The 23,809-nt window shown below is 32.2% G+C and carries 25 protein-coding genes and 2 pseudogenes; 19 read left to right on the top strand and 8 right to left on the bottom strand.

All coding sequences use genetic code 11. The annotated features are described in order from the left end of the window. Window positions 1–53: 53 nt before the first annotated feature. Window positions 54–227: an ATPase gene (locus tag JFU23_RS02410; protein ID WP_201031261.1), complete on the top strand. Its 174-nt coding sequence runs from the start codon at window positions 54–56 to the stop codon at window positions 225–227. 374 nt (window positions 228–601) lie between these two features. Next, window positions 602–2,575: a lipoteichoic acid synthase gene (ltaS, locus tag JFU23_RS02405; protein WP_078206849.1), complete on the top strand. Its 1,974-nt coding sequence runs from the start codon at window positions 602–604 to the stop codon at window positions 2,573–2,575. Between the two features lie 47 nt (window positions 2,576–2,622). Here the strand turns inward: ltaS and JFU23_RS02400 are convergent, their stop codons facing one another. Then, window positions 2,623–4,071, bottom strand: a complete 1,449-nt coding sequence (locus tag JFU23_RS02400) for a DHA2 family efflux MFS transporter permease subunit (protein ID WP_201031260.1) — start codon at window positions 4,069–4,071, stop codon at window positions 2,623–2,625. Window positions 4,072–4,244: 173 nt separating this feature from the next. Here JFU23_RS02400 and JFU23_RS02395 point away from each other — a divergent pair, with 173 nt between their 5' ends. Then, complete coding sequence (locus JFU23_RS02395) at window positions 4,245–4,790, top strand: TetR/AcrR family transcriptional regulator (RefSeq protein ID WP_201031259.1); 546 nt, start codon at window positions 4,245–4,247, stop codon at window positions 4,788–4,790. A gap of 118 nt (window positions 4,791–4,908) precedes the next feature. Next, entirely contained in the window at window positions 4,909–5,334 is a 426-nt protein-coding gene (locus JFU23_RS02390) for a WapI family immunity protein (RefSeq protein ID WP_201031258.1), read from the top strand. A gap of 42 nt (window positions 5,335–5,376) precedes the next feature. On the opposite strand, the gene JFU23_RS02385 is transcribed toward JFU23_RS02390, so the two are convergent. Beyond that, window positions 5,377–6,204: a peptidoglycan-N-acetylglucosamine deacetylase gene (locus tag JFU23_RS02385; protein WP_002127847.1), complete on the bottom strand. Its 828-nt coding sequence runs from the start codon at window positions 6,202–6,204 to the stop codon at window positions 5,377–5,379. Window positions 6,205–6,422: 218 nt separating this feature from the next. Between JFU23_RS02385 and JFU23_RS02380 the strand changes: the two genes are divergently transcribed. The 11 genes and pseudogenes from JFU23_RS02380 to JFU23_RS30410 all read left to right on the top strand — a co-directional run bounded on the left by JFU23_RS02380 (window position 6,423) and on the right by JFU23_RS30410 (window position 14,269). After that, complete coding sequence (locus tag JFU23_RS02380; RefSeq protein WP_061674126.1) at window positions 6,423–7,079, top strand: hypothetical protein; 657 nt, start codon at window positions 6,423–6,425, stop codon at window positions 7,077–7,079. A 147-nt stretch (window positions 7,080–7,226) separates the two neighbouring features. Further along, window positions 7,227–7,910, top strand: coding sequence for a DNA alkylation repair protein (locus tag JFU23_RS02375; RefSeq protein WP_201031257.1), 684 nt, complete (start codon window positions 7,227–7,229; stop codon window positions 7,908–7,910). A gap of 16 nt (window positions 7,911–7,926) precedes the next feature. Then, complete coding sequence (locus JFU23_RS02370) at window positions 7,927–8,628, top strand: nucleotidyltransferase domain-containing protein (RefSeq protein ID WP_201031256.1); 702 nt, start codon at window positions 7,927–7,929, stop codon at window positions 8,626–8,628. Window positions 8,629–8,643: 15 nt separating this feature from the next. Next, window positions 8,644–9,183 carry a GNAT family N-acetyltransferase gene (locus tag JFU23_RS02365; protein ID WP_201031255.1) on the top strand — a complete coding sequence of 180 codons (540 nt, stop codon included), beginning with the start codon at window positions 8,644–8,646 and terminating at the stop codon, window positions 9,181–9,183. Window positions 9,184–9,215: 32 nt separating this feature from the next. After that, on the top strand, window positions 9,216–9,716 hold the full coding sequence (locus JFU23_RS02360; RefSeq protein ID WP_201031254.1) for a GNAT family N-acetyltransferase: 501 nt from the start codon (window positions 9,216–9,218) through the stop codon (window positions 9,714–9,716). A gap of 87 nt (window positions 9,717–9,803) precedes the next feature. Next, window positions 9,804–10,742: a DMT family transporter gene (locus JFU23_RS02355; RefSeq protein ID WP_201031253.1), complete on the top strand. Its 939-nt coding sequence runs from the start codon at window positions 9,804–9,806 to the stop codon at window positions 10,740–10,742. 56 nt (window positions 10,743–10,798) lie between these two features. Continuing rightward, on the top strand, window positions 10,799–11,209 hold the full coding sequence (locus JFU23_RS02350) for a GNAT family N-acetyltransferase (RefSeq protein ID WP_137059548.1): 411 nt from the start codon (window positions 10,799–10,801) through the stop codon (window positions 11,207–11,209). A gap of 155 nt (window positions 11,210–11,364) precedes the next feature. Beyond that, window positions 11,365–12,528 carry a DUF418 domain-containing protein gene (locus tag JFU23_RS02345; protein ID WP_201031252.1) on the top strand — a complete coding sequence of 388 codons (1,164 nt, stop codon included), beginning with the start codon at window positions 11,365–11,367 and terminating at the stop codon, window positions 12,526–12,528. A gap of 796 nt (window positions 12,529–13,324) precedes the next feature. Next, complete coding sequence (locus JFU23_RS30890; RefSeq protein ID WP_274606693.1) at window positions 13,325–13,453, top strand: hypothetical protein; 129 nt, start codon at window positions 13,325–13,327, stop codon at window positions 13,451–13,453. A 135-nt stretch (window positions 13,454–13,588) separates the two neighbouring features. After that, window positions 13,589–13,720: pseudogene (locus JFU23_RS30885) on the top strand (PAS domain-containing protein); the annotation flags it as partial. Window positions 13,721–13,765: 45 nt separating this feature from the next. Next, a complete protein-coding gene (locus JFU23_RS30410; RefSeq protein WP_242483475.1) occupies window positions 13,766–14,269 on the top strand; it encodes a methyl-accepting chemotaxis protein in 504 nt (167 codons plus the stop codon). Between the two features lie 376 nt (window positions 14,270–14,645). On the opposite strand, the gene rfbG is transcribed toward JFU23_RS30410, so the two are convergent. The 4 genes from rfbG to JFU23_RS02320 form a co-directional block, all read right to left on the bottom strand. After that, complete coding sequence (gene rfbG, locus JFU23_RS02335) at window positions 14,646–15,734, bottom strand: CDP-glucose 4,6-dehydratase (protein ID WP_201031251.1); 1,089 nt, start codon at window positions 15,732–15,734, stop codon at window positions 14,646–14,648. Window positions 15,735–15,762: 28 nt separating this feature from the next. Beyond that, complete coding sequence (locus JFU23_RS02330) at window positions 15,763–16,722, bottom strand: NAD-dependent epimerase/dehydratase family protein (protein WP_201031250.1); 960 nt, start codon at window positions 16,720–16,722, stop codon at window positions 15,763–15,765. Between the two features lie 88 nt (window positions 16,723–16,810). Next, window positions 16,811–18,880: a glycosyl transferase gene (locus JFU23_RS02325; protein ID WP_201031249.1), complete on the bottom strand. Its 2,070-nt coding sequence runs from the start codon at window positions 18,878–18,880 to the stop codon at window positions 16,811–16,813. A gap of 20 nt (window positions 18,881–18,900) precedes the next feature. After that, window positions 18,901–19,650: a sugar phosphate nucleotidyltransferase gene (locus tag JFU23_RS02320; RefSeq protein WP_201031248.1), complete on the bottom strand. Its 750-nt coding sequence runs from the start codon at window positions 19,648–19,650 to the stop codon at window positions 18,901–18,903. A gap of 123 nt (window positions 19,651–19,773) precedes the next feature. Here JFU23_RS02320 and JFU23_RS30880 point away from each other — a divergent pair, with 123 nt between their 5' ends. Together JFU23_RS30880 and JFU23_RS02315 are read left to right on the top strand one after the other, a co-directional pair. Next, a complete protein-coding gene (locus JFU23_RS30880) occupies window positions 19,774–19,908 on the top strand; it encodes a hypothetical protein (protein ID WP_274606692.1) in 135 nt (44 codons plus the stop codon). Continuing rightward, window positions 19,902–20,414, top strand: coding sequence for a hypothetical protein (locus JFU23_RS02315; RefSeq protein ID WP_201031247.1), 513 nt, complete (start codon window positions 19,902–19,904; stop codon window positions 20,412–20,414). The genes JFU23_RS30880 and JFU23_RS02315 overlap by 7 nt, the downstream gene beginning before the upstream one ends. A 473-nt stretch (window positions 20,415–20,887) precedes the next feature. On the opposite strand, the gene JFU23_RS02310 is transcribed toward JFU23_RS02315, so the two are convergent. Beyond that, complete coding sequence (locus tag JFU23_RS02310; RefSeq protein ID WP_201031246.1) at window positions 20,888–21,565, bottom strand: papain-like cysteine peptidase; 678 nt, start codon at window positions 21,563–21,565, stop codon at window positions 20,888–20,890. A 691-nt stretch (window positions 21,566–22,256) separates the two neighbouring features. Between JFU23_RS02310 and JFU23_RS30405 the strand changes: the two are divergent. Further along, a pseudogene (locus JFU23_RS30405) lies at window positions 22,257–22,496 on the top strand (penicillin-binding protein); the annotation flags it as partial. A 17-nt stretch (window positions 22,497–22,513) separates the two neighbouring features. Here JFU23_RS30405 and JFU23_RS02305 read toward each other — a convergent pair. Then, window positions 22,514–22,834 (bottom strand): hypothetical protein, encoded by a 321-nt coding sequence (locus JFU23_RS02305; RefSeq protein ID WP_201031245.1) that lies wholly within the window; start codon window positions 22,832–22,834, stop codon window positions 22,514–22,516. A gap of 172 nt (window positions 22,835–23,006) precedes the next feature. On the opposite strand from JFU23_RS02305, the gene JFU23_RS02300 reads away from it, so the two are divergent. After that, window positions 23,007–23,807: an AAC(3) family N-acetyltransferase gene (locus JFU23_RS02300; RefSeq protein ID WP_201032250.1), complete on the top strand. Its 801-nt coding sequence runs from the start codon at window positions 23,007–23,009 to the stop codon at window positions 23,805–23,807. Window positions 23,808–23,809: the final 2 nt, after the last annotated feature.

The raw sequence follows: 23,809 nt of genomic DNA, 5'->3' as shown, positions 1-23,809 counted from the left end.
AATTATTAGATAAAATCACAGTTGAAATAAAAGAGAAACAACAAGGATTTAAAATGATATTTTCACAAAATATAATCGTTGCTCATGAAGAAGATTGGACAAAATATGATGTTGAAAAAGCTTTAAAGGGGTGTCATGATGGCTCTGAGCATGGTTGGAATGTAATATTCATGGGACTGAAAGAATTGGTTAAAAGAAGAGGGAATAGCTACGATGATAAACGGTAGTCGAAGAAGTGTAGTTTGAGCAAATTGCCCAAACTACATTTTTTATTTTATGAAATTGGGTAGTTTACATGAATGTACCAAAATTGGAGATAGGTTAGTTTGCAAATGAGGAAATAAAGGATTATAGTTTGTGGAGTCATAATTAGTGGATGAGCCCCTGGGAGAAAACAGGAAATGTTACAAATGTATTTTGTTAAATAGAAACCAAGGTCAAAATGTTTAAAAAGAAATAGTTGAATAAATAAAAGCTACAAATTATAATTACTAATATTCTTCATATAGTTAAACAAATAAAATCTATTTGAAGAAGAAAAATTGAATAGAGAGACAGACTTATATAAAATAAGCCTTGGATGATCAAAAGAGGTGGAGAGATGCAACAATTTTTATTGAAGAGTAAACGAGTATTAAGTAATCATTTTGGATTTTTCGTATTTGCCGTTATTTTACTTTGGTTAAAAACATATGCCGCATATGTGACAGAATTTAATTTAGGGATATCGAACACAATCCAAAAGTTCTTACTGTTTTTCAACCCGTTAAGCTCAGCAGTTCTATTTTTAGGGCTCGCATTATTCGCAAAAGGGAAACGAGCTTACATTTGGTTAATTATTATTAATTTGCTAATGTCTATACTTTTATACGCAAACGTAGTATATTATCGCTTTTTCAGCGACTTTATTACGTTCCCGACATTAACACAAACGAATAACTTTGGAGATTTAGGTGGTAGTATTTTTGCATTGCTACACTTATATGATCCACTATATTTCTTAGATACAATCATTTTAATTGTTTTAGTAGCAACGAAATTTGTAAATCCTAAACCAATTCGTGTTGCGAAGCATAAATTATCTCTAGTATTTGTAGCAGGTATTTTATTCTTTAGCGTTAACTTAGGTCTGGCAGAATCTGACCGTCCTGAGTTATTAACTAGAACATTTGACCGCAATTATATCGTGAAATATTTAGGGGCGTACAACTTTACGATTTATGATGGTATTCAAAGTGCGAAAGCATCAACAGAACGAGCATTAGCGGATGGAGATAATATGACAGAAGTTAGAAACTATCTTACATCAACTTATGCAAGTCCAAATCCTGAGTATTTCGGTAAAGGAAAAGGAATGAACGTAATTTATATTCATTTAGAGTCATTCCAAAACTTTTTAATTGATTATAAATTAAATGGGCAAGAAGTTACACCGTTCTTAAACTCATTTACAAAAGATGCGAATACGTTATACTTTGATAACTTCTTCCATCAAACAGGACAGGGGAAAACATCTGATGCGGAGTTCATGTTAGAGAACTCAATGTTTGGATTACCACAAGGATCTGTTTTTACAAATAAAGCTCATAACACGTATCAATCAGCACCAGCTATTTTAGGTCAACAAGGATACACATCAGCAGTGTTCCACGGTAACTATAAAACGTTCTGGAACCGTGATGATATTTATAAATCATTTGGTTTTAATAAATTCTTTGATGCGTCTTACTATGATATGAACGAAAAAGATGTAGTAAACTATGGCTTAAAAGATAAACCGTTCTTTAATGAATCAATTCCGTTATTACAAACGTTGAAGCAACCGTTCTATACGAAGTTCATTACGTTATCGAACCATTTCCCTTATCCGATTGATAAAGCGGAAGCAACGATTGAACCAGCTAAAACAGGTGATTCATCAGTAGATACGTACTTCCAAACAGCACGCTATTTAGATGAATCTGTAAAAGGATTCATTGATTACTTGAAACAATCTGGTCTATACGATAACTCAATTATCGTTATGTACGGTGATCATTACGGTATTTCAGATAATCATAGTGCAGCAATGTCTCAAATAATGGGTAAAGAAATGAACGCATTTGAAAATGCTCAATTACAACGTGTACCATTAATCATTCGCGTACCAGGAATGGAAGGCGGCGTACAACATCAATACGGCGGAGAAATTGACGTTCTTCCAACGTTATTACACTTACTAGGTACAGATACGAAAAATTATGTCCAATTCGGATCAGATTTATTATCACCAGAGCATAAACAAGTCGTTCCGTTCCGTAACGGTAACTACGTAAGCCCAACAGTTACTGCACTTAACGGCAAATACTATGATACAGCGACTGGGAAACCTGTAGAATTTACAGATGAAATAAAACAAAATGAGCAAATGGTTCAAAAATCACTAAAATACTCCGACCAAGTTGTTAACGGTGACTTATTACGATTCTACACACCAGAAGGATTTACACCGGTAGAACCTTCTAAATATAACTATAACAATCGTGATAAAGATAAAACGAAAGTGAAGACGACTGAAGACGGGGAAACGAAATAAATAATAAAAAATCCTACTCGTATAGAAAACGAGTGGGATTTTTTGTTTTAAGATTTACTTTCGGATTTTTGGAGTGCTACTTTTTTAGGCATAAAACATGCAATAATCAAAGCTACAAAGGATAAGACTAACATAAATACGTAGGCATCACTTGAGCTGAAGATAGAAGCTAATTTCGTTACTTGCATAGCTGATATGCTTCCATTCTCACTAGATAACTGTGAAGTATGTGAAGTGGATTGAATTGTATACACAGTGATAATGACTGCTGTTCCAATAGCACCTGCTAATTGGCGAATTGTATTATTTACTGCTGAACCATGTGAACCCAGTTCTCTTGGTAAAGCATTTAAGCCTGCTGTATTTAAAGGCATCGAAATGAAACTTAATCCAATTCGTAGAATAATGGTACGAACCATTAAATACATATAAGTTGTGGATTCGGTCAAATCAATTACACCCGACATCGAAATAATGATACATATTAATCCTGTAATGAATAGTGGTTTTGCTCCGTACTTATCAAACATTTTCCCTGTGATAGGTGATAAGAAGGCATTAATCACAGCTCCAGGTAATAGAAGTAAACCTGATTCAAATGCAGTAAAACCTCGTCCATTTTGCAAGTAAATTGGTAATAGAATTAAATCTACATACATAATCATCGTAATGAGTACGTTAATGACTGAAGTAAGAGTGAAAACTTTATACTTAAATACTGATAAATTTAATAAGGGATCGTTAGACTTTATTTGACGTAAACAGAATAAAGAGGTAACGATTATACCAATGATAATTATTGTAACGACAACTGGATGATCCCATCCTTTACTTCCTGCACTACTAAATCCGAATATAATACAACCAAAGCCAATCGTTGATAAAATGACACTTACGATATCTAATTTTGCTTTTGTTGTCTCAGCAACATTCATTAAATATTTTAGCGCGAGAATAATAACGATTAATACAAATGGAGCGAATCCAATAAATAACCATCTCCATGATACATATTCAATAATAAAGCCAGATAATGTTGGAGCGATGGCTGGCGCAAAAATTATGGCAAAACCGATGGTTCCCATAATACTGCCACGCTTTTCACTAGGGTATAAATATAAAATAACTGTCATCATTAGCGGCATTATAATTCCTGCCCCAACTGCTTGAATCATTCTTCCAGTTAACAGAGTGCCAAAATTCATGGCGCATGCACACAAAACAGTCCCAATAAACAAAGAGAGCATTGAGCTAATAAATAGCTGCCTAGTTGTAAATCGTTTCATTAAAAATGCAGTAATTGGCACGAGAACACCATTTATGAGCATAAATCCTGTCGATAGCCATTGCACTGTTGCAGCTGTAACATCAAATACTCCCATTAAATTACTCATCGCTACATTTAATAGCGTCTGATTTAATGTTGATAAAAAACAACCGGAAATGAGCACAATTAATATAATTTTTTTATTTCTTTCTGATATTTCCTTTTGCATCAGTTAACTCCTTCATTGTTTTCTTGATTTATCAACACTGTGTCGATAAAATTAATGGTAACAAAATAAATTTTCTTTGACCATGAACAGTTTTGTTGAAAATGTTCACTACTCGACATAGAAGGTATGCACTGTCGAGTAAGTAAAGAGAAAATCTATAAAGGAGTTTCAAAATGTCTACACCTAAAAAAGAAGATCCTCGTACAGTTCGTTCAAGAGAAATGTTTAAAAATGCTGTTTTTTCTCTCCTATGTGAGAATCCTAGTATTTCAAGTTTAACGGTTCAGAAAGTCGCAACAAAAGCAGGATTAAACCGAACAACCTTTTACTTACATTATCAAGATATTCAAGATGTACTAGACCAAATCACGAATGAGATTTCAAATGAACTTTCAAATAAAATAGCTGATTTAATACATGCAAAAGATTTATCAGAAAAACAAAAGCTAACACAATTACTTGATTATTTATATATCCATCGAAATTATTTATTTATATTATTTAAAATGAATCAATTTGAGGAGCAATTATTTTTATTTTTAAAAGAGTTAATAGAAACGAGAAGAGAGAATACGAAAAAGGATTTACCAGACGATTATGTTGCAGTTGATATTAAAACAGCTTCATTAGTAGGTATCATCATGTGGTGGATAAGGAATGGACTTCACTTTAGTTCAGATTATATCGCAAATCAAATTTATTTTATGTATAAAGGGTAATAAATGCAAACAATTTATCCGTATTAAAAAAAGATTAAAATAACCTAGTATAATTTAAAGTATCGGGATTAATAAAAATTTATAAAACAAAAGATCCAGAGATAGAAGGGGGATATGCATGAATTTTCAAAATGAAAAAATATCATTACATTTAGAGGTTGTAAATTACCAATATAAAGATGCAAAAGACGAGTGTGATAGAAATTGGTTAAGAGTAAAAGCGAAACTATCAGAAGAAAATAAAGTTTTTGAAACGATGGATCCTTTTTTACAAACTGCCGACTTACAGTACATGATAAAATGGTTTCAAGCATTACCAAACCCTACATATAACGAACTAGCTTTCATGGAACCAAATTTAGAGTTTGAATTTATGGGAGAAAAAGAAGAGGAGTTTCACCTTGTTATTCGCTTATCGCTGGAACTTAAACCCGAATGGTGTAAGGAAGAGGAGTACGAATTTTCTATCAGTATAACTCAAGAGGATAGAGAGAATATGATTCGTTCTATTGAAGAGCAACAAAGGAAATTCCCAAAACGATAAAAAAAGACTTGATAACCTACAAGAGGGAATCAAGTCTTTTTATTACATACGATTATCATGCCAGAAGTTTAATGGGAAGTGTTCGTTCTCATTATAGGCTTCTAATTCATATCCTCTTTCTTTCAGTCCTTTAATAATTCCAGGTACTGCTTTAACTGATTGTGGATGAATATCGTGCATTAGAATAACTTCTGTTGGGTTTGTAGCACCATGTAGAACGTTTTCTACGATTTTAGCAGATGCAGCGTCTACTTGCATTTTGTTGTATTTCCAGTCTAATGAATCAATTGTCCAGTCCCAAACTTTTAAACCATTTTCTACAACTTTGTTGCGAAGAGCTTCATTTAACCCTGGCATTGAGCCGTAAGATGGACGAGTTAATACTGGAGATTTTCCTAGAACGCCAGCGATTAAGCCTTGGTCTTCTTTCATTTCATCAACGTAATGACCTTCTGTGTAAAGTTTCTTATAGTTATGAGTCATACTGTGCATCCCAACATAGTGGCCTTCAGCATCTTCACGTTTTACAAGATCAGGGAAAGCTTTTACGTTTGAACCAATTAGGAAGAATGTTGCTTTTGCATTTTCACTCTTTAACATATCTAAAAGCTCAGCTGTGTATTTTCCAGGACCATCGTCAAATGTTAAGTAAGCGACTTTTCTAACTTGCCCGTTATAGTGCTTTGGAGCTTCTTTCGGAGCAAGGGACGTTTGAATTTCACTTACAAGTTGAACAGATTTCGCTTCATCCTCTGTACTTGCTAGAGCGATATGTGTTGATCCGTAAGCAGCTTCGTATGTAAATAATACCCCAGCGCAAATCAACAGAGCCCTTTTCACTAAAGTTGTCATCCGAATTCCATTGTGCATAATTTTCCTACTCTCTATAAAAGTTCTACTCTACTATATTAGCAATTTTAGAGGGGGAAATGCAAAAAAACTTTTTTACAAGCGCAAAAAAGTTTGTTAAAAAGTATGTAAGATTTCACTGTTTTGCAGGTTTGAAAAAATGAAACAAGAATTAAATGAATGGAACTGCATGTAAAATGGTTCATTCGCGTTTTTTGTTTTAGAAAGGGAGGATAAGTATGAAAAAATTAGCTTGTTTACATGCTCATCATTCAAATATTGAATACATTGACCGAGCGTTGCAATTTTTTGAAATAGAAATACTCCATTTTGTAGATCCAATCTTATCACACAGACTAAAAATAGAACGAGAACAAGCACGAAATAATTTAAAAGATATTATAAAGTATATAGCTGAAAGTGATGTTGATACACTTTTAATAACTTGTACAGATTATATCACGTTATTAGATGAGAATTTCAAAATAGACATACCTATATTGAAAATTGATGAGCCATTCTTTGAAATGATTTGTCAGGTTGAAGAGCCACAGACAATACTATTTACAAATAACCGTACTGTTTCAGGAACGATGGAACGTTTAAGACTATACGCTCAGCAGAATAATAAATCCATACAAGTAAAAGTAGAAGTGATAGAAGGGATATTTGAGTTAATTATGCAAGGGCGTAAAGAAGAGCATGATGTTAAATTAGAAAAGTATTTATATGAAATTATGAAAGATAGAAACGAAATGCTTTCAGTTGCACAATTATCTATGGTAGACGCTACTACAAGGGTAGAAAATATAATAGGAAGGAACATAATAAATCCGTTGAATGCGCTTGTGGAGTATTGTATACAGAGTGTGAATGAACAACCGTGTGAAAAATAAGGAAGAGGATGTTTTTTATTTTAAAGAACATCTATAAAATTTCACATACCGTATTTAAAAAATAAATATAGGAAAACCAAAAAATAATGTAGAATATATCGTACATACATATGTGAAGGCAACAAAATATATAAAAGAGGTGGATCTATGTTACTTGAAGAAGTAATGCAGCAACTAGAAGAATATGGAACAGAACAAAACCGTAAAGTCTTTAAAAATCATGGGGCAAAAGAGCCGTTATTTGGAGTTAGTTTTGCAAATTTAAAATTGTTGAAAAAGAGGATAAAAAAGGATCATGATATAGCAATCTCATTATGGGAAACGAAAAATATGGATGCAATGACTTTAGCAACGATGATTTTTGATCCGAAGAAACTAACGTCAAAACAACTAAATAGATGGGTTCAGGATGTTGATTACTATTGTTTAATGGACGTTCTTATGACAGCTATATGTACGTCACCAATCGCGATAGAAAGAATGGAAGAATGGACGAAGTCTGATGATGAATGGATTGGAAGAGCAGGTTGGTCTTTATTAGCAAATATAGCGATTAAAAATAAAACGTTACATGATGAATTCTTCACTCCGTATCTAGAAGAAATTAAAGCAAATATACATAATGAAAAAAATAGAAAAAAAGAAGCGATGAATAGTGCTTTAATCGCGATAGGGATTCGAAATGAAGCTTTAGAGCAACAAGCAATTGAAATTGCACGTGAAATTGGAAAAGTAGAAGTTGATCATGGTGCAACGTCATGCAAAACACCAGACGCAGAACCGTATATAAAAAAAGCGAGAGAAAGAGCTGAAAAAAAGAAAGTGAAATAAGAAAAGGGGAACGGTTATGAAACCAATGGAAGCGGCACAAAGCATAATTACATCACAATTTTCGAATTGCGATGTTGCTTTACTAGGGGGAAGTGTTGCTAGAGGAGAGGCTACAAAAACATCTGACCTTGATATTGTAATATTCGACCAAAGTTTGTCATCTTGTTATAGAGAATCTTTCTATAGTAATGGCTGGCCTGTTGAAGTATTCGTACATAATTTTGAAACGTATAAAACCTTTTTTAAAAGTGATTGTGAGCGTGGGAGACCTTCATTACCTCAATTAGTTTCAGAAGGGATTGTGCTAAAAGGAAAAGATGAAATTGTAGATATACTTAAAAGAGAAGCGAATGATTTATTAAATAAAGGTCCTGAAAAATGGACAGAAGAAACGATGAAGCAGAAGCGTTATTTTATTACGGATACTTTGGATGACTTCATTGGTGCAACAAAGAGAGAAGAAGAATTGTTCATTGCCAATTTATTAGCTGATTTAGTACATGAATATGTTTTAAGAGTAAATGGTCAATGGCTTGGAAATTCAAAATGGTTTATTAGGGTGTTAAGAAGGTATGACGAGCAATATGCAGAACATTTTGTAGCGGCTTTTGATCATTTTTATAAAACAGAGGAGAAAAATGAATTAATTACTTTTGTAGAAAACACGCTAGATCAATACGGAGGAAGAATGTTCGAAGGATTTTCTATAGGGAAATGAAAAGGGGATAGCAAAATGAATGTACCATTCGTTCAATTAAGAGAATTGACACAAGACGATGTAGAAGATCGATATCAATGGTCATTAGATACAGAAGTAACAAAACATTTAGTTGTACCAGATCAATATCCACCGTTCACTCGTGGCGATACGAGAAGATGGATTGAAGCATGCATAAGTCGAAAGAATGGTTATGAACAACGAGCTATCGTTACAAAGGAAGGTATACACATTGGATGGGTAGACCTAAAAAACTTTGATAATACAAATAAAAATGCTGAACTAGGGATTGCAATTGGAAATAAAGAATATTTGGGTAAAGGATATGGAATGGCGGCCCTATACAGTATGTTACAAATCGGTTTTTCTGAATTCAAATTAGAAAAAATTTGGCTACGAGTAGACGAAGATAATTTACAAGCTAGAAAGAGTTATGAAAAAGCAGGATTTGTTTGTGAAGGAATAATGAGAAATGATAGATTACGTCATGGTAAATTCATTCATCGCTATCGTTATAGTATGTTAAAAGAAGAATATCAATCAAATAGTCTATAAAAATATTATGTAAACTTAAAGGGGATAGAGAAATGATTCGATTACTTACGAAAGAAGATGCGGAAAAATATTGGGACTTACGTTTACAAGCTTTACAAGTAAATCCAGAGGCATTTGTAACAACTTATGAAGAGGCGATTCGCCAGGAAAATCCTATTAAGCGAGTGGAAAGTAATTTAACAGCTACTACTAGTTGTACATTTGGTGCATTTAATGAAGAAAATCATTTGGTTGGAGTTGTCACTTTACTAACAGAAGAGAGGGAGGCGTATAAACATAAAGGTCATATCGTTGCGATGTATGTAGATGCACAAAACAGGCGGAACGGATTGGCACGTGAGTTAATAACAAATGCCATTCAAAGAGCGCGAGATATAAAACTAGAGCAATTGACATTAGGTGTTGTATCTACAAACGAACCAGCAAAAAAATTATACGGATCAATGGGCTTTAAAACTTATGGAATTGAAAAGAGAGCTTTAAAGATGAAGGGTGTATATAGTGATGACGAATATATGGTGTTGTTTCTTTAAAGAATAAATATATAATAAGGATTCCGAATTTTAATTATATTCATTTTGTTGTATAGTATAACAAGAAACTAAACAAGGGGTTTTAAAATGAAAGCTATTGCTGTAGGGATATTGGCATCGTTTTTCTTTGCCTTTACCTTTGTGTTAAACCGGTCGATGGACTTAGGGGGCGGGAGTTGGATTTGGAGTGCATCACTACGGTATTACTTTATGGTTCCAATGCTACTACTTATTGTCATGTATAGAGGGAATTTAAAACAACTCTTGCAATATATGAAAAACAATCCGAAAGAGTGGTTGTTATGGAGTATTGTAGGGTTTGGTCTCTTTTATGCACCGCTTAGTTTCGCGGGTGCGTTTGGACCGGGGTGGCTTGTCGCTTCGACTTGGCAAATTACAATAATTGCAGGGATTTTGTTAACACCATTTTTTGCGGTAGACCCATTACATAAAAAACTTCCAATGAAAGAATTAGTAATGTCAGGCATTATTTTATTCGGTGTTGTTCTTATGCAAGTAGAACACGCTTCTTCTTTAGGGATTCGTGAAACCATTTTATGTGTGGTTCCTGTACTCATTGCTGCGTTTGCATATCCACTTGGAAATAGAAAAATGATGCAAGTATGTAAGGGCGAATTAGATGTCTTCCAACGAGTTCTCGGTATGACATTAGCAAGTTTACCATTTTGGTTTTTACTATCTGGTTATGAAGTATCAACAGGCGGACTACCGTCAAGTAGTCAAGTTTTCCAATGTTTTATCGTTGCGATTAGTTCAGGTTTAATTGCAACAGTATTATTCTTTTATGCGACAGATCTTGTAAAAGATGATCCGCAAAAACTAGCAACAGTCGAGGCGACACAGTCTGGTGAAGTTTTATTTGCATTAGTAGGAGAGCTGCTCTGGTTATCGGCTCCAATTCCGTCTTCTTTATCGTGGGTTGGAATGAGTCTTGTAATTGTCGGAATGATACTTCATAGTTATGTAGCTGTAGTTGTGAAAAAAGAAGAGAAAATAACGGCGTAATGAGATTAGCTCTTTTTATAAAGAGCTAATCTTTTTTCATAGAAAGGCATGGAGATATGAATTTACAACATGTTGAACAAATTGAAAGTGATACAATTCTAAATGTACTACAGTATGCAGTCGGTCCGAGTGAAATAAGCTTAAAGAAAGCAGTATTATTTTATAAAAGTAATAAAGGGACATTATATAAATATGAAGAAAAGGCTTGTATAGGCATTGAAGTAATTGGGGCAACTAAAGCAAGAATATGCCACATAGCAGTCGCTCCACAATATCGTCATAAAGGAATTGCGTTGAAAATGATAAAGGGAGTAGTAACGATGCATCAGTTGACTTATGTAGAAGCAGAGACAGACAATGAAGCAGTTGAATTTTATAAGAGAATTGGTTTTCAGGTTAAAAGTTTAGGAGAAAAATATCCGGGGATAGAAAGATTTCATTTGTATTTTAAAAATAAAACATATTGAAATAATCTTAGAATATAATATCCGGAATAGGGCTTGCAGAGATAGTTCGTTTTTTATTTATCTGTTCTGATTTTTATAGCAACTATTTATTAGTTTTCAACAAAAATTTAAGAAAGATTGGAATATTTATTTGAGGCTAAGGAAGGAAGTAAAATATGAGTAGTTCATTAAACAATGGAACAATTGAGAAAAAGCGTGCAATCTCATTAGATTTAGCAAGGGGTACTATGTTGCTGTTAATCGTACTTGCTCATGCACCGCTGTATTTGTATGCTGCAGATCCTGGAATTATGCATAGAGTGGAAAGCAGTAGTTTCTTTGATCAAATTGTAAATCTTTTTGGTATATTCATAATTGATAACCGTGCAAGAGCAATGTTTGCCGTATTATTAGGCTACGGTTTAGTTCTAGCATTTGAAGGGCAAATATCAAAAGGGAAAAATGAAAATCAGGCTTTAAAAATAGTAAGAAGACGCTCTTTGTATTTAATACTGTTTGGGATTGTGTTAGCGGTCTTAATTGGAGGACAAGATATTCTTATGGCCTATGGTTTAGCGGGTATTTTTGTTTGTCCACTATTAAAGTGTAAAATGAAAACATTAATTCGAACGTTTATGATTATCGCTATATTATATACCATTTTCATCCCAATAATATGGGGATTTAATATGCAATCAATAGGCGATTATGATTTTTCACCAGATGTTTCGGCAAAAGACACGTATCTTAGTACTACAATGATACGATTACTTTTCTTTCCTATTATACCTGTACTCATCCATTTTATGTTCCCAATTCTTCCTTCTGTAATTCTTGGTTTGTGGATTGCTAGATATAAGTTATTAATAAAACCAGAGCAACAGTTAAAAAAATTATATTTTATAACAACTATAGGATTAGCAATTTCTATAATAGGCGCTTTGCCTTTATCTTTTATAGGGACTATATGGTATCCAAGTGTATTTACAGCTGGAATGATAAATGGAATCCATATTTTAACTGGAATTGCTGGAGGGTTAGCATATGCAACAGGTTTCGGGATAATAGGGAGTAGATTGAAAAATCCAGGGTACTTTAGCCTTGCATTAATCGCTCTAGGAAAACGCTCATTAACATTTTTTGTTTTAAATGAAGCACTGCTTGTTATATTTTTATCACCAGTAGCATTTAATTTAGGAGGGCATGTAAGTAACACTCTTGCTGCATTGATAGCAATAAGTATTTGGATATTGTCTGTCATATTAGCTTTAATAATGGAAAAAAATAATCTTAATGGACCATTAGAAATTTTATTGAGACGTTTAGTATATAAAAAATAAATAAAGTGAAAGACGACATAATACACGGTCGTCTGTCATCATAATCACCTCTTGTAAATTTTTTTAGGTTATTTCAAAATATATTCAATTAAGAAATTTAAATAATGTGGATGGACAAAGCTCTATGCGTGCAATAGTAAGGGATGAAATACTCGATAAAAGAAATTTACAAAATTAATTAATCTAGCATGGGAAAATCAAATTATTATAATTATAAGATTGAAACCAATTTCTTACAGTAAGTGGAATCTTGAATTAAATGTAAATCTAAATCTAAAAAATAAAACATACGCTCGTGCATTTTTCATTTTACATCTATGAATATTTTAAGGGAGATGAACATAATATCCTAAAGACAGGGGAAGTTCATTTTATCTTTTTGTTGTCTTTTTTTATATTCTGTTATACCCATTTATAATTTTACAGAAGAGCACCTTGAGTTTTGGGGTGCTCTTTTCATTTTGTCTGGATTTTTAATTTAGTTTGTGAGTTTTATAAGTTCTATAGTCTAAACGAAATTGGCTTCTGTATCAAGAGCGTACGTTCTTCTGAAGGGGAATATAGGACTTACGAAAAAGGTATATTATTGCTAAAGATAAAAATGATACAATTCAGTTAAATATGTGTTTTTTCTTTATGTCAAAGGATTATTATTGCTCCTAATTTATATACAAACTTAGATATACGCCACTTAAATAAGGACAAAAATTCTAATTATTATTATAACAAAATAGAGGAATTTTAAATGGAAAATGCAATGGAATTCAATTAATATTTGAAATGGGAGAATAAATATATGAAAATTAACTATATTTCTAAAACTATCTCACCTAGTACACAAATGCTAAATCAAGGAGCGGTACTTGCTGCTTTAGAACATTCACTTGCTAGGATAGAATTTGATTCTTACGGAAAGGTTATATGAGCAAATCAAAATTTTGCAAATGCGATGAGTTATAAAGCTGATGAACTACTAAACATACATCATCGACAGTTTTGTACATTACAATTTAGCCAAAGTCCAGAATATGATACCTTTTGGAGAAATTTTTGAAATGGAATTTCTTTTCAAAGGAAAATACAGAGAATTACAAAGCAAGGTGAAATTATATGGCTAGAAGCAACGTATACTCCTGTTTTAGATCAGAATGGAGAAATTCAAGCTGTAATTAAAATTGCTACAGATATTACTGCACGTGAGAATGGAACGGCCAAGAAAACGCATGGATTACAAGAAATGGAAGGGAATCTAAAAGAGCGTGCGCAAGAAGGAATTACGCGGAGTCATATGGTTGCCACGGCCATTAAGCAAATTGTTGAACAAACTAATGACAATATGAAATTGTTACAAGAACTTAGCGCTCAAACTAATATTATTCGGGATATGGTGAAAACTATTAATGAAATTGCCACGCAAACTAATTTATTAGCCTTAAATGCTGGAATTCAGGCAGCACATGCTGGTGTCTATGGTAGTGGTTTTAATGTTGTTGCAAATGAAGTTCGTAATTTAGCAAATAAAGTTAAAATCGTAACTAAAGATGTACATTTTAATGTAGAGAATATTACCAAGCAGGTGCAAAAGATTAGTACAGGGACTCTACAATCAGAAAGGACAGTTATTGAAAGTAACTCTTGTATAGAACAAGCAGTCCATGAATTTATTGGTATTGGTGAGGCTGCCCAGAGGCTTGATACGCAAGCTAAAACTATGGTAGAACAGCTACAAGGTCAAAAATAACTACAAATATTCCTAAATCTCGGCAAAATTCTATAATGTTTATATAGAACCATCATAATTTTTTATTTTTAATTTTTTGAGGGGGAGAAGTCGGAAATTGATAATACTTTATATAAACCAAAATTATTTAAAAGAAGCACATTTTTAAAATTACTAGAACAAATAATATTGCAATGACATATGCTATATTATCGTTAAAGCGAGACATTATTCTCTCATAGAAAAGGAATCACTAGCAGAATATGTGATTCCTTTTTTTGATATAATTTTTATGCTTGATTTGGAATAATTCAAGAAATAATATTGTTATTAATTAATAAACAACCGCATGTGTCTAGGTGGTATAGTAGGATATATAACTATAAAAAAATTATTTTTATAAATCGCCATATTGTTCGATTTGGCTAACACACAGCTTTATCATCTCTGTGCTAGAAAAAGAATTATAATTTTTATACCATTCTATTGTATTTTCTAAAGTCTGTTGTAGAGACCACTTTGGTTGCCAATTAAGGGAGAATTTTGCTTTACTAATGTCAAGATTTAGTAAATTTGCTTCATGAAAATTTACTTGGCCTAAATTTTCTGTTGTCCAATCTCCACACCCCCAAGTATCTATTATACTAGTCACTAGTTTTTCTACTGGAACAATATTGTTTAGGGATGGTCCGAAGTTCCATGCTCCGGAAAAAAGGATGCCATTATCTATAATTTTTTCTGTGAGAAGTAAATATCCGCCTAAGGGTTCTAGTACATGTTGCCAGGGTCTAATTGCATTAGGATTTCTAATGAAAATTTTTTTGTTTGATTCTAGTGCTCGTATACAATCGGGAATAATCCTATCTATTGACCAATCGCCTCCGCCAATTACATTTCCAGCTCGAACGCTTGCAATTATTTTCTTGTGTTGTGAAAATTTTTCTTCCGAAAAATAAGAGTTCCGATAGGACGAAATTAAAAGTTCACAGCATCCTTTGCTTGAGCTATATATGTCATGACCACCCATAGGATCATTTTCACGATAACCCCAAGGCCATTCTTTATTTTCATAACACTTATCACTTGTCACCATAATTCCTATTTTAGCTGACTCATGTAATCGAATTGCTTCTAAAATATTCATAGTTCCTATAATATTTACCTCGTATGTTTCTTTAGGTTTTTCATATGAATATTTAACGAGAGGTTGTGCAGCTAAATGGAATACAATTTCAGGTTTATAATCTGTAAAAACCTTATTTAATTTATCAAAATCCCTAATGTCTCCGCGAATATCAATTACATTATTTTGAAGGTTGGTAATATTAAAGTTATCGTTTTTATTTTTAGGATCCAATGAATATCCGATTACAGTAGCGCCTAATTGATTCAACCATAGGGATAACCAAGAACCTTTAAAACCAGTATGTCCTGTAATTAAAATTTTCTTTCCGTAAAAAGCGTTATTAAAGTTTTTATTTAACAATTAGTCCACCTCCTTTAGTACTATATTTTCAGGGAGTTAGGTATATATTTGTATTATTTTTATACCAATTAATAGTTTTAATAATTCCTTCTTCAATATTAATCCTAGGTTCCCAGGAAAGAGAGTTTTTGATTTTTTGAATATTTGCTTCAGGAATCCATCTTTCATTTGTTCTAGAGGAAATTGCACCGTAGTTTGGTCTGGAATGGTTGTTCAAATGTTTGAACAATAATTCTACATAATGTTTTAAGGGATAAATATTACCACTCCCAATATTAAAAATTTCATTCTGTACATTAGTGTTTTCAATTGCTAGGATACAGGCATCTATTATATTTTCTATATAACAATAATCTCTTAATTGATTGCATAAAGTTAAATTTACATCTTTGTTTTGTAATACTTGCAAGATTATATAGCTGAATAATTTATGTGGCTCCTCTGCTTCTCCGAATATGCCAAAAGGTCTTAGAGTTATAAGGTTAATATTGTTTTCGCTAGCGATTTGATGGGCAAGTATAGTGCTGGCAGCCTTGGTGCTTCCATAAATATCTACAGGAGTTAGTAGCATATTTTCATGAATAGGTTCCATCTTGTTGCCGTATTCAGAACTACTTCCCATATTAATGATTTTTTTACAATTCACGAATTTTGCTGCTTGAATAATGTTACATGTCCCTATAATATTTGTTTCTATAGCATGCATGTAATCTGTATGGGCAGAATTTACTCCATAGGCAGCCAGATGAAAAATATAATCGGGATTAATTTTCTTTATTGCGTCTTGTACTTGTGCTTTGTCTCGTATATCTACTTCATAGGTTTCAATATTTTTTAGAATATTTTTGAGTCGCCAAGAATCTGATGATGCTCTTATAAATAGAACAATTTTTGCTTGTAAATGTAAAAGTCTTCGTACCAAATGAGAACCAATAAAACCGTATCCACCCGTGATAAGAAAAGTTTTATTTTTAAATGAAGTAATCATAGTGTTATAATCTATCCTTTATTTATTAAGTTGTATTTTTAGTTAATGGAACAAATAGATGTATTTATAAAAAAGAAGAAAATGAACCTCAATTGTGATGCGAGGAGGAGTATTTAAAATGATTTTTTATTGTTGATGTATCAATTTGATCCGCAAATAAAGGGGATAGGGATATTTCAAAAGTATTATGAAGAATACTACATGTCTTGTTCAATTGTTCAATATAAGGAAGGTATATATAATCTAAAATCGTTGGAGGTAATTCTAAAGTTTCTTGCTTCCATAAATCGAATTCATTTGGATTAATAATCTGCATACTTCCAAAATGAAAAGCAATTAATTCATCTTGATCAATAAGAATTTTGTTATCTGTTTTTGATATAGAACTGCTATTTAGAATTACATTCCAAGGTGCTGCATCAATCCCTTTTTGAGTCATGATTTTTATATTAGAAAAAATGTTAGGAATGTGATTTAAATATTTTTGGTCGCCCCATCTATTCATTTCAACATCATAATGATTTTTGCAATATTCTAGGCATTTATCTTTCCACCATGTTAAAATTTCTTTACTATTTTGATCGTTTTTGAAACCTACTAAACCAGCTTGGTATATACCGTGTTTATTTTCAATTTCAGCAGAACTTCTTTGTGGGCAAAGAAATACAGAATATTTCCACCATTCGTCAAGGATGATATTAGGTGCTGTAAAGAAATACATATCAGCATCACAATATACAATGTGATCAACTTCCGGATAAAGACTAAGGATATGGAGACAAAGAGGCGCTTTTAATGTCCAACAATATTCTTGTAAACTCCGCTCATTTTTTATACTTAAGAGTTCATGATTTTCAATATCTTTTATCGGAATTAGTATGGCATGCTTTAACTTTAATTTCTTCAATATTTGATAAGTTGAATCATCCATACAACAGATCCATACAATAAATTTGGCATTGAAATTTTCTAAGGAATAATAAGAAGTCAATCCTTGGATTAATCGCTCTTTACTTATAATCATGGAAAAGTTCATAAAATGATTGGATTCATTCATTTTTCTTCTTAATTGTGAATCTTTATATAAGGTTTGAGCTTCATTTATATCTTTTTTACTTAAAAATTGTTTATTATTTTTATTGAATTTTTCTTTTAATTGATTTAAAACAAATTGGATTCTTTCTATATATGGGGTGTAAATATGGTTTAATATATTGTTGGGTATTGAAATTGCTCCTAAAGACCAAAGATCAAAATCATTTTCAGTAAAGATGGTAATACATGCAAAATGGTAAACAACTAGTTTATCGTTCTCAATAAATATATCGTTATTGGTCCTCTCAATTTTGTAATCGTTATTATATATACAGTTCCAAGGCGCAGCATTGATACCTAAGTTATTTGAAATTTTTACTTTTGGAAAATAAATAGGGATATAATCTAAATACTTTTGGTCGCCAAACTTTCCCTCCTCAGGTTCGCCACTGCACCAATCTAGACATTTATTTTTCCACCATCTTACACTTTTTAGTCCGTAGAGATCATTTTTAAATCCAATTAGACCAGCTTGATATTTTCCGTACATTTTTTCTACCCAATCACGATCTCTTTGAGGGGTAAGAAAAATAGAATGTTCACCCCATTCGTCAAAAATAATGGTAGGATCAGAGAAAAAGCATAAATCACCATCACAATATAGAATAGATGGCAAATCATAATTAACCAATAAATATTCAATCAAGACAGATTTTAAAGTCCAACAATATTCATTTACTTTTCTTTTTTTCTTAATTGCTTTTAGTTCACTATCTTCTAGTTCTTCAACTTGTAAAAGATTTACGTTACTTAGATTCATTTCTTTTAATAGTGAATATGCAATAGAGTCTATACAACAAATCCACAATGTGAATTTTTGTGAGTACTGCATTAATGATTGTTGTAAGACAATGATTTTCAAGACGTATTCACTACCTACTATGACACAGAAATGATTATTTAAGTCATGTTTTTGTTTAACTAATTGGGTATTGACCCTTTTTTGTGTGTTTTTTTTGGAGAGATTTAAAGCTTTAATTCCTGCTGGAAGTGGACTAACTATTTTCTCATTAGAGGGGATATACAAGCGCGGTAAACTTATTTTTTTATCATTAGAGTACAAACTTTATTCAGTCCTCTCCACTAGTTTTTATTAGGATTCCAACTTTCATTTACAATTTTTAAATCTTTAGGTGTATCGACACTAGCCCAAAAATCATTGTGTTCATATACCGCGAGCTCATTATCTTTTATTAAATTTCGAAGAGGTTCTTCTTCTAGGATACAATCCTCGCTATTACTTAAATAATCAAATATTTCTTTGTTAAATACAAAATATCCCCCGTTAATTACTGCATCAAGTAATGGTTTTTCTTTAAAATCAATAGCAATTCCATTTTCGACTGCCAATAGGCCATACTGACTATTCTTTTTAATTCCAGTTAATGTAGCGATTTTTCCTTTTGTTTTATGGAATGTTATAAGTTGATCAATATCTATATTGGCTAATCCATCGCCATAAGTTAATAAAAAGGTTTCATCCTGCACAAATGATTTAAGTTTTTTTAGTCTTGCCCCGGTCATGGTATTGATTCCTGTATCTATAAAGTGTATATTCCACTGTTCTAATTCCTGTAGTAATTTATATTGATTGGTTTTAAAATTTAAACTAAAATCATTTTCTTTCCAGCTAAAGTCCATAAAATATTCTTTAATTTTCTCACCTTTATATCCTAAGGGTAAAATAAAATCAGAATGTCCATATTTTCTGTACCAATCCATGATATGCAAGAGAAGAGGCTTTCCTTGAACCTGAACTAATGGTTTTGGAATATCCTCTAGAATCCCTTGCATTCGAAGCCCTTTTCCACCACACAAAATTATGACTTTCATAGACCTATCTCCTTCCTCTCAATATATTTTATTAATTTAAACTATGTGGTTTGTTTGTTAAATGTATACACGGTTGTACCATAATGATAATCATCTAAAAAAATGTTAGATTATATAATTAAAATGCGGATTAGATGTGAGGAATACGTATTGCAGTTAAATGACGGATGTATTACATTACTGCACATTAAAAAGTATGATATTTCTGGAGTTATTGACAATGGTGCAAAAAAAGGCGAAGAAATCGGTAGTTGGTAAAGAAAAAAAGCAAGGCGGTAAAAGAGGAAGATCATGAGGGGAATAAAATAACGGCAAGTGAAGAAGGGCATAAAGAAGTGGAGAATAAACAGAGTAAGGATGAAAGTCAGCATCATCATGATGACGGAGAAAAGAAAGAACACCAGGCGAGTGAAAAATCAGAGCATGAGGCTGAAAGTAATAGTCAACAAGAAAGAGAACATCGTCAAGGTCATAAAGAATATAGTGATAGCGGGCATGAAGTAGAAAGTAATAATAGTGAAGAAAATGTAAGTGAAAGAGCGCATAAAGAATCAAGTAATAACGAGCATGAAGCAAAAAGCAATCAGCACAGTGAAGGTGCAAGCCAAAAGGCGTTCGAAATGTCTAGTAATCGAGCTCATGAGGATACTTCTCATTCTCAACATAAGAATACAGATGACAAGGGTCAACACAGACATACTCATAGTGAAAGCGAAGCAGAAAATGAAAAGGTAAGTAGTCGTGAACACACCGCAACGGCATGAACATGAGCATTATATAAATAATTTCAAAGAAATTATTATGGTTTAAGCAAGATCTGAAAAGTTATACTGAAGTATATATAATGAAATTGTAGACGCTTTAGTAAAAGTCTATGCTGCAGAAGATATTCAGCGATTAGCAGTAAAGATATTGTTATGTATTGATTGAATAATTTATTAATCGTAGAAATAATTAGAATGGATTTGCTAAAATTAATTGCTCAAAGATTTTCGAAGGGAGAGGAAACAAATACTTTATTCTAAGTTTACTCGAAACATAAAAAGAGCACCGCATAAAGGTGCTCTAGTGATGAGATTTAATTTGTAAAGAACTATTTATCCTATAAAGAAAGTACTATGGAATATTATATGAACTTACTTTTAATTAAGTGCGTATCAATTTAATGGGAATTTTATTTCTCAACACCCGTGTAAATGCAACTAAGGATGCAATAATGTTAAGAATAAGCAAAAAGTTAGTAAGTTAATGTTATTTTATTTAAAATTTTATCCCAGTCTGAATTATCACCTTCCCATCTATCCTGATAACGTGGGATTTCAATCGAACAAACCCTTGCTATTCCCCAATTTAGTTCAACAACATCCGGTATGCCCTCTGCAAAATTAACAATAAGAATATTAAAATCTTTATTTGTAATTTTTGATAATACCTTTTGTAATTCAACTGCTTCATCTCGATTTCCCCATATCCTAACGAACAAAATTGTTTCACTGGTAGTTATTTTTTCAAGAAATCGATTAATTCTAGTAGTTAATTTAGCATTAAATAAAGGGTAGGTGACTTTCCAATCGACTCCTGGTTCAATTGGAAAGTCATGCATTGAAAAACAATTATAATAAGTGTCCTTTATACAGTAGGTAATTCGTTCTGCCCATTTAGTTTGATTATCAAATTCTGATTCAATAAGGCCGTAGCTTTCTGAACCTTCTACGACCATATTTTCAAGTTCCATAAACTTTTTAAATCGATTTTGAAGTAATCTGTTTGCATCCGAGAGTGATGGATAATAAAACCAATCTAATGGTCCTGAAAATGTTCTTAAATTATGCCTTTTTAATTGATTGGTGACTTGACATAAACCTCCTAAACTCACGACTACATCATATGAGTTTTTTAGATCTTCTAAATTCATCCTCATCATCCTTTTTGGTTAATGATAACTAACTATAAAATATCATCATGTATAAAACCGTTTTAATAGATAAGTTTATTTGTTCATTATTAACAATGAATACCTGTAAATAGAGATTTCATGAGGGGAGGAGAAGAATATAGTGATTTTCAAAAGAATATAAGAAAGTTATATAGCTGAATTTTTTGCGCACAAACAGTGAAGGAATGAGTACAATTTCTTTTTTGTTTGAAATAAATTCACGAAATTTAAAATGGATATGAATTGTATGAAATATAACAATGCATATAGATATTTGTTTTTTATTATATTTTATGATATTTTTTGTTCTGGTGTAAAAAATATATAAAATCAATCTAGTGACCTTAAGCATACTGATAGTAATAATCTATAAAAAGGCTTTTGAAATGAATACTTAAAAGCGGATTTCATTTGGAGTTTCTGATTTTGTAATCTTTATTTATTATTTGCATTAGAACCTTCTATATGAACCATGTACATACAAACCTTATAAGTACTTAAAGGAAAATGAAACATCATATATAGAAGTTAATAGAAAGAATTAAAAATTCATTTTTAAATATAAACAACTGTCTAATTCCTTCCTTAAAGTCAGTCGTTAAATTTATAATTCTTATTAAGTTAATAAATTGATTTAGTTAGAAAATAATACAAGTTTTCATAATATATCAGAGATGAAAAAGGTGCGCGTAGAAAATGCTAGTATTTAACGTTAGCAGGATATGCGCCATATGGCAATTCGGGAGTAGCACTTTCTATTGTTATGCCGTGGATTAGAGATGATAAATCAGGTATTAACTCTGCAATTAGAAGAGAGATATTAGATGCTTATTTCGATTTGAAAAACCAACGATTAAACGGAGAAACTACAAAAATAGACAATTCAAAAGACGTTTTTATATTTTCATAGCATTATTTCTTAGGTCTCTATTCTCTGTTATTGGTGGTAATGTAAATGTGAAAAGCTTTTTCGTCTTTAACTTCTTTTACTGTAATTTTTTCGTTTTTATACTTTTCTCCCAATGCTAAATATACCATTCTCTTTCCTTCACTAATGCTATCATTTGAGTAATGAATCATAGTTGGATCTTCTTGTGCTTTTTCGTATAAGTGTGAAGGACTATATCCACCTTCGTTATATCTAGATTTTTCTAACACCCGAAAATTTCCATATTCATTATTAGAAAAAGTACAGCCACTTAAGTTAATCATCCCTAATATGAAAAGGGATAATATCATTTTTTTCATCGTGTTCACCTTTCTATATTGATTTCAAATTAATACACCATAATTTAACTGTTTTCGATATGATAAGAACGATAGGTGTATAGTAATCTATATGATTATGTTAAAAATTGAGAAAAATATGATAATATATGTATGTATTAGTTTAAAGCAAAATGGGGGAACAATCGTGAAAATGAATGACATAGTGGCGAATACACAATTTCCAAATACAATCGAAACAATTACAAATGATTTAAAAGCATTAGGGATAGAAAAGGGAATGACAGTTATTGTACATTCTTCATTAAGTTCAATCGGTTGGATATCAGGCGGTGCAGTTGCCGTAGTAGAAGCGTTAATGAAAGTTGTTACAGAAGAAGGAACGATAGTTATGCCGACGCAATCTTCGGATTTATCCGATCCAAAACATTGGTCAAGACCACCTGTACCAGAAGAATGGTGGCAAATTATTCGGGATAACGTCCCAGCATTTGATCCGCGTATAACACCAACAAGGGCAATGGGAGAAGTAGTTGAATGTTTTCGTACATATCCGAATGTATTGCGCAGTAATCATCCACTCAGTAGTTTTGCAGCATGGGGGCAACACGCAGAAGAAATTACAGCGAATCATTCACTTTCCATAAGTTTTGGTGAAGAATCGCCATTACGAAAAATATACGATTTAGATGGATACATATTATTACTTGGTGTCGGTTATGACTCCAATACGTCCATACATTTATCTGAGGTACGTACAGGTGCACGCGAGTTAATAAAGGTAGGGGCGCCTATTATAGAAGAAGGTGTAAGAGTATGGAAAGAATTCGTTGAAATGGATTACAATTCTGACACGTTTGTAGAAATCGGAGTTGAATATGAGCTTAAAGGAACAGTTACGCGTGGGAAGATAGGGAATGCGACGTGCCGTTTTATGAGGCAGCGTGATGCAGTTGACTTTGGAACAGAGTGGTTTCGTGCGAAAAATCAGTAAGG

Origin of the sequence: Bacillus sp. TH50 (assembly GCF_016650565.1) — a bacterium.
In the GTDB taxonomy this organism is placed as follows: domain Bacteria; phylum Bacillota; class Bacilli; order Bacillales; family Bacillaceae_G; genus Bacillus_A; species Bacillus_A mycoides.
Note: the sequence above shows the minus strand (reverse complement) of the source record. Positions and strands in the feature narration are given on the sequence as shown.

Bases quoted from the DNA above. Each gene is read 5' to 3' on its own strand.
- JFU23_RS02330 (WP_201031250.1), bottom strand. From the start codon at position 16,722: ATGATTACTTCATTTAAAAATAAAACTTTTCTTATCACGGGTGGATAC.
- JFU23_RS02385 (WP_002127847.1), bottom strand. From the start codon at position 6,204: ATGCACAATGGAATTCGGATGACAACTTTAGTGAAAAGGGCTCTGTTG.
- JFU23_RS02355 (WP_201031253.1), top strand. From the start codon at position 9,804: ATGAAAGCTATTGCTGTAGGGATATTGGCATCGTTTTTCTTTGCCTTT.
- JFU23_RS02395 (WP_201031259.1), top strand. From the start codon at position 4,245: ATGTCTACACCTAAAAAAGAAGATCCTCGTACAGTTCGTTCAAGAGAA.
- JFU23_RS30410 (WP_242483475.1), top strand. From the start codon at position 13,766: ATGGAAGGGAATCTAAAAGAGCGTGCGCAAGAAGGAATTACGCGGAGT.
- JFU23_RS02360 (WP_201031254.1), top strand. From the start codon at position 9,216: ATGATTCGATTACTTACGAAAGAAGATGCGGAAAAATATTGGGACTTA.
- JFU23_RS02400 (WP_201031260.1), bottom strand. From the start codon at position 4,071: ATGCAAAAGGAAATATCAGAAAGAAATAAAAAAATTATATTAATTGTG.
- JFU23_RS02370 (WP_201031256.1), top strand. From the start codon at position 7,927: ATGAAACCAATGGAAGCGGCACAAAGCATAATTACATCACAATTTTCG.
- JFU23_RS02310 (WP_201031246.1), bottom strand. From the start codon at position 21,565: ATGAATTTAGAAGATCTAAAAAACTCATATGATGTAGTCGTGAGTTTA.
- JFU23_RS30880 (WP_274606692.1), top strand. From the start codon at position 19,774: ATGCGGATTAGATGTGAGGAATACGTATTGCAGTTAAATGACGGATGT.
- JFU23_RS02300 (WP_201032250.1), top strand. From the start codon at position 23,007: ATGAATGACATAGTGGCGAATACACAATTTCCAAATACAATCGAAACA.
- JFU23_RS02365 (WP_201031255.1), top strand. From the start codon at position 8,644: ATGAATGTACCATTCGTTCAATTAAGAGAATTGACACAAGACGATGTA.
- JFU23_RS02380 (WP_061674126.1), top strand. From the start codon at position 6,423: ATGAAAAAATTAGCTTGTTTACATGCTCATCATTCAAATATTGAATAC.
- JFU23_RS02390 (WP_201031258.1), top strand. From the start codon at position 4,909: ATGAATTTTCAAAATGAAAAAATATCATTACATTTAGAGGTTGTAAAT.
- JFU23_RS02350 (WP_137059548.1), top strand. From the start codon at position 10,799: ATGAATTTACAACATGTTGAACAAATTGAAAGTGATACAATTCTAAAT.
- JFU23_RS02305 (WP_201031245.1), bottom strand. From the start codon at position 22,834: ATGAAAAAAATGATATTATCCCTTTTCATATTAGGGATGATTAACTTA.
- JFU23_RS02410 (WP_201031261.1), top strand. From the start codon at position 54: ATGATATTTTCACAAAATATAATCGTTGCTCATGAAGAAGATTGGACA.
- JFU23_RS02320 (WP_201031248.1), bottom strand. From the start codon at position 19,650: ATGAAAGTCATAATTTTGTGTGGTGGAAAAGGGCTTCGAATGCAAGGG.
- JFU23_RS02375 (WP_201031257.1), top strand. From the start codon at position 7,227: ATGTTACTTGAAGAAGTAATGCAGCAACTAGAAGAATATGGAACAGAA.
- ltaS (WP_078206849.1), top strand. From the start codon at position 602: ATGCAACAATTTTTATTGAAGAGTAAACGAGTATTAAGTAATCATTTT.
- JFU23_RS02345 (WP_201031252.1), top strand. From the start codon at position 11,365: ATGAGTAGTTCATTAAACAATGGAACAATTGAGAAAAAGCGTGCAATC.
- JFU23_RS30890 (WP_274606693.1), top strand. From the start codon at position 13,325: ATGAAAATTAACTATATTTCTAAAACTATCTCACCTAGTACACAAATG.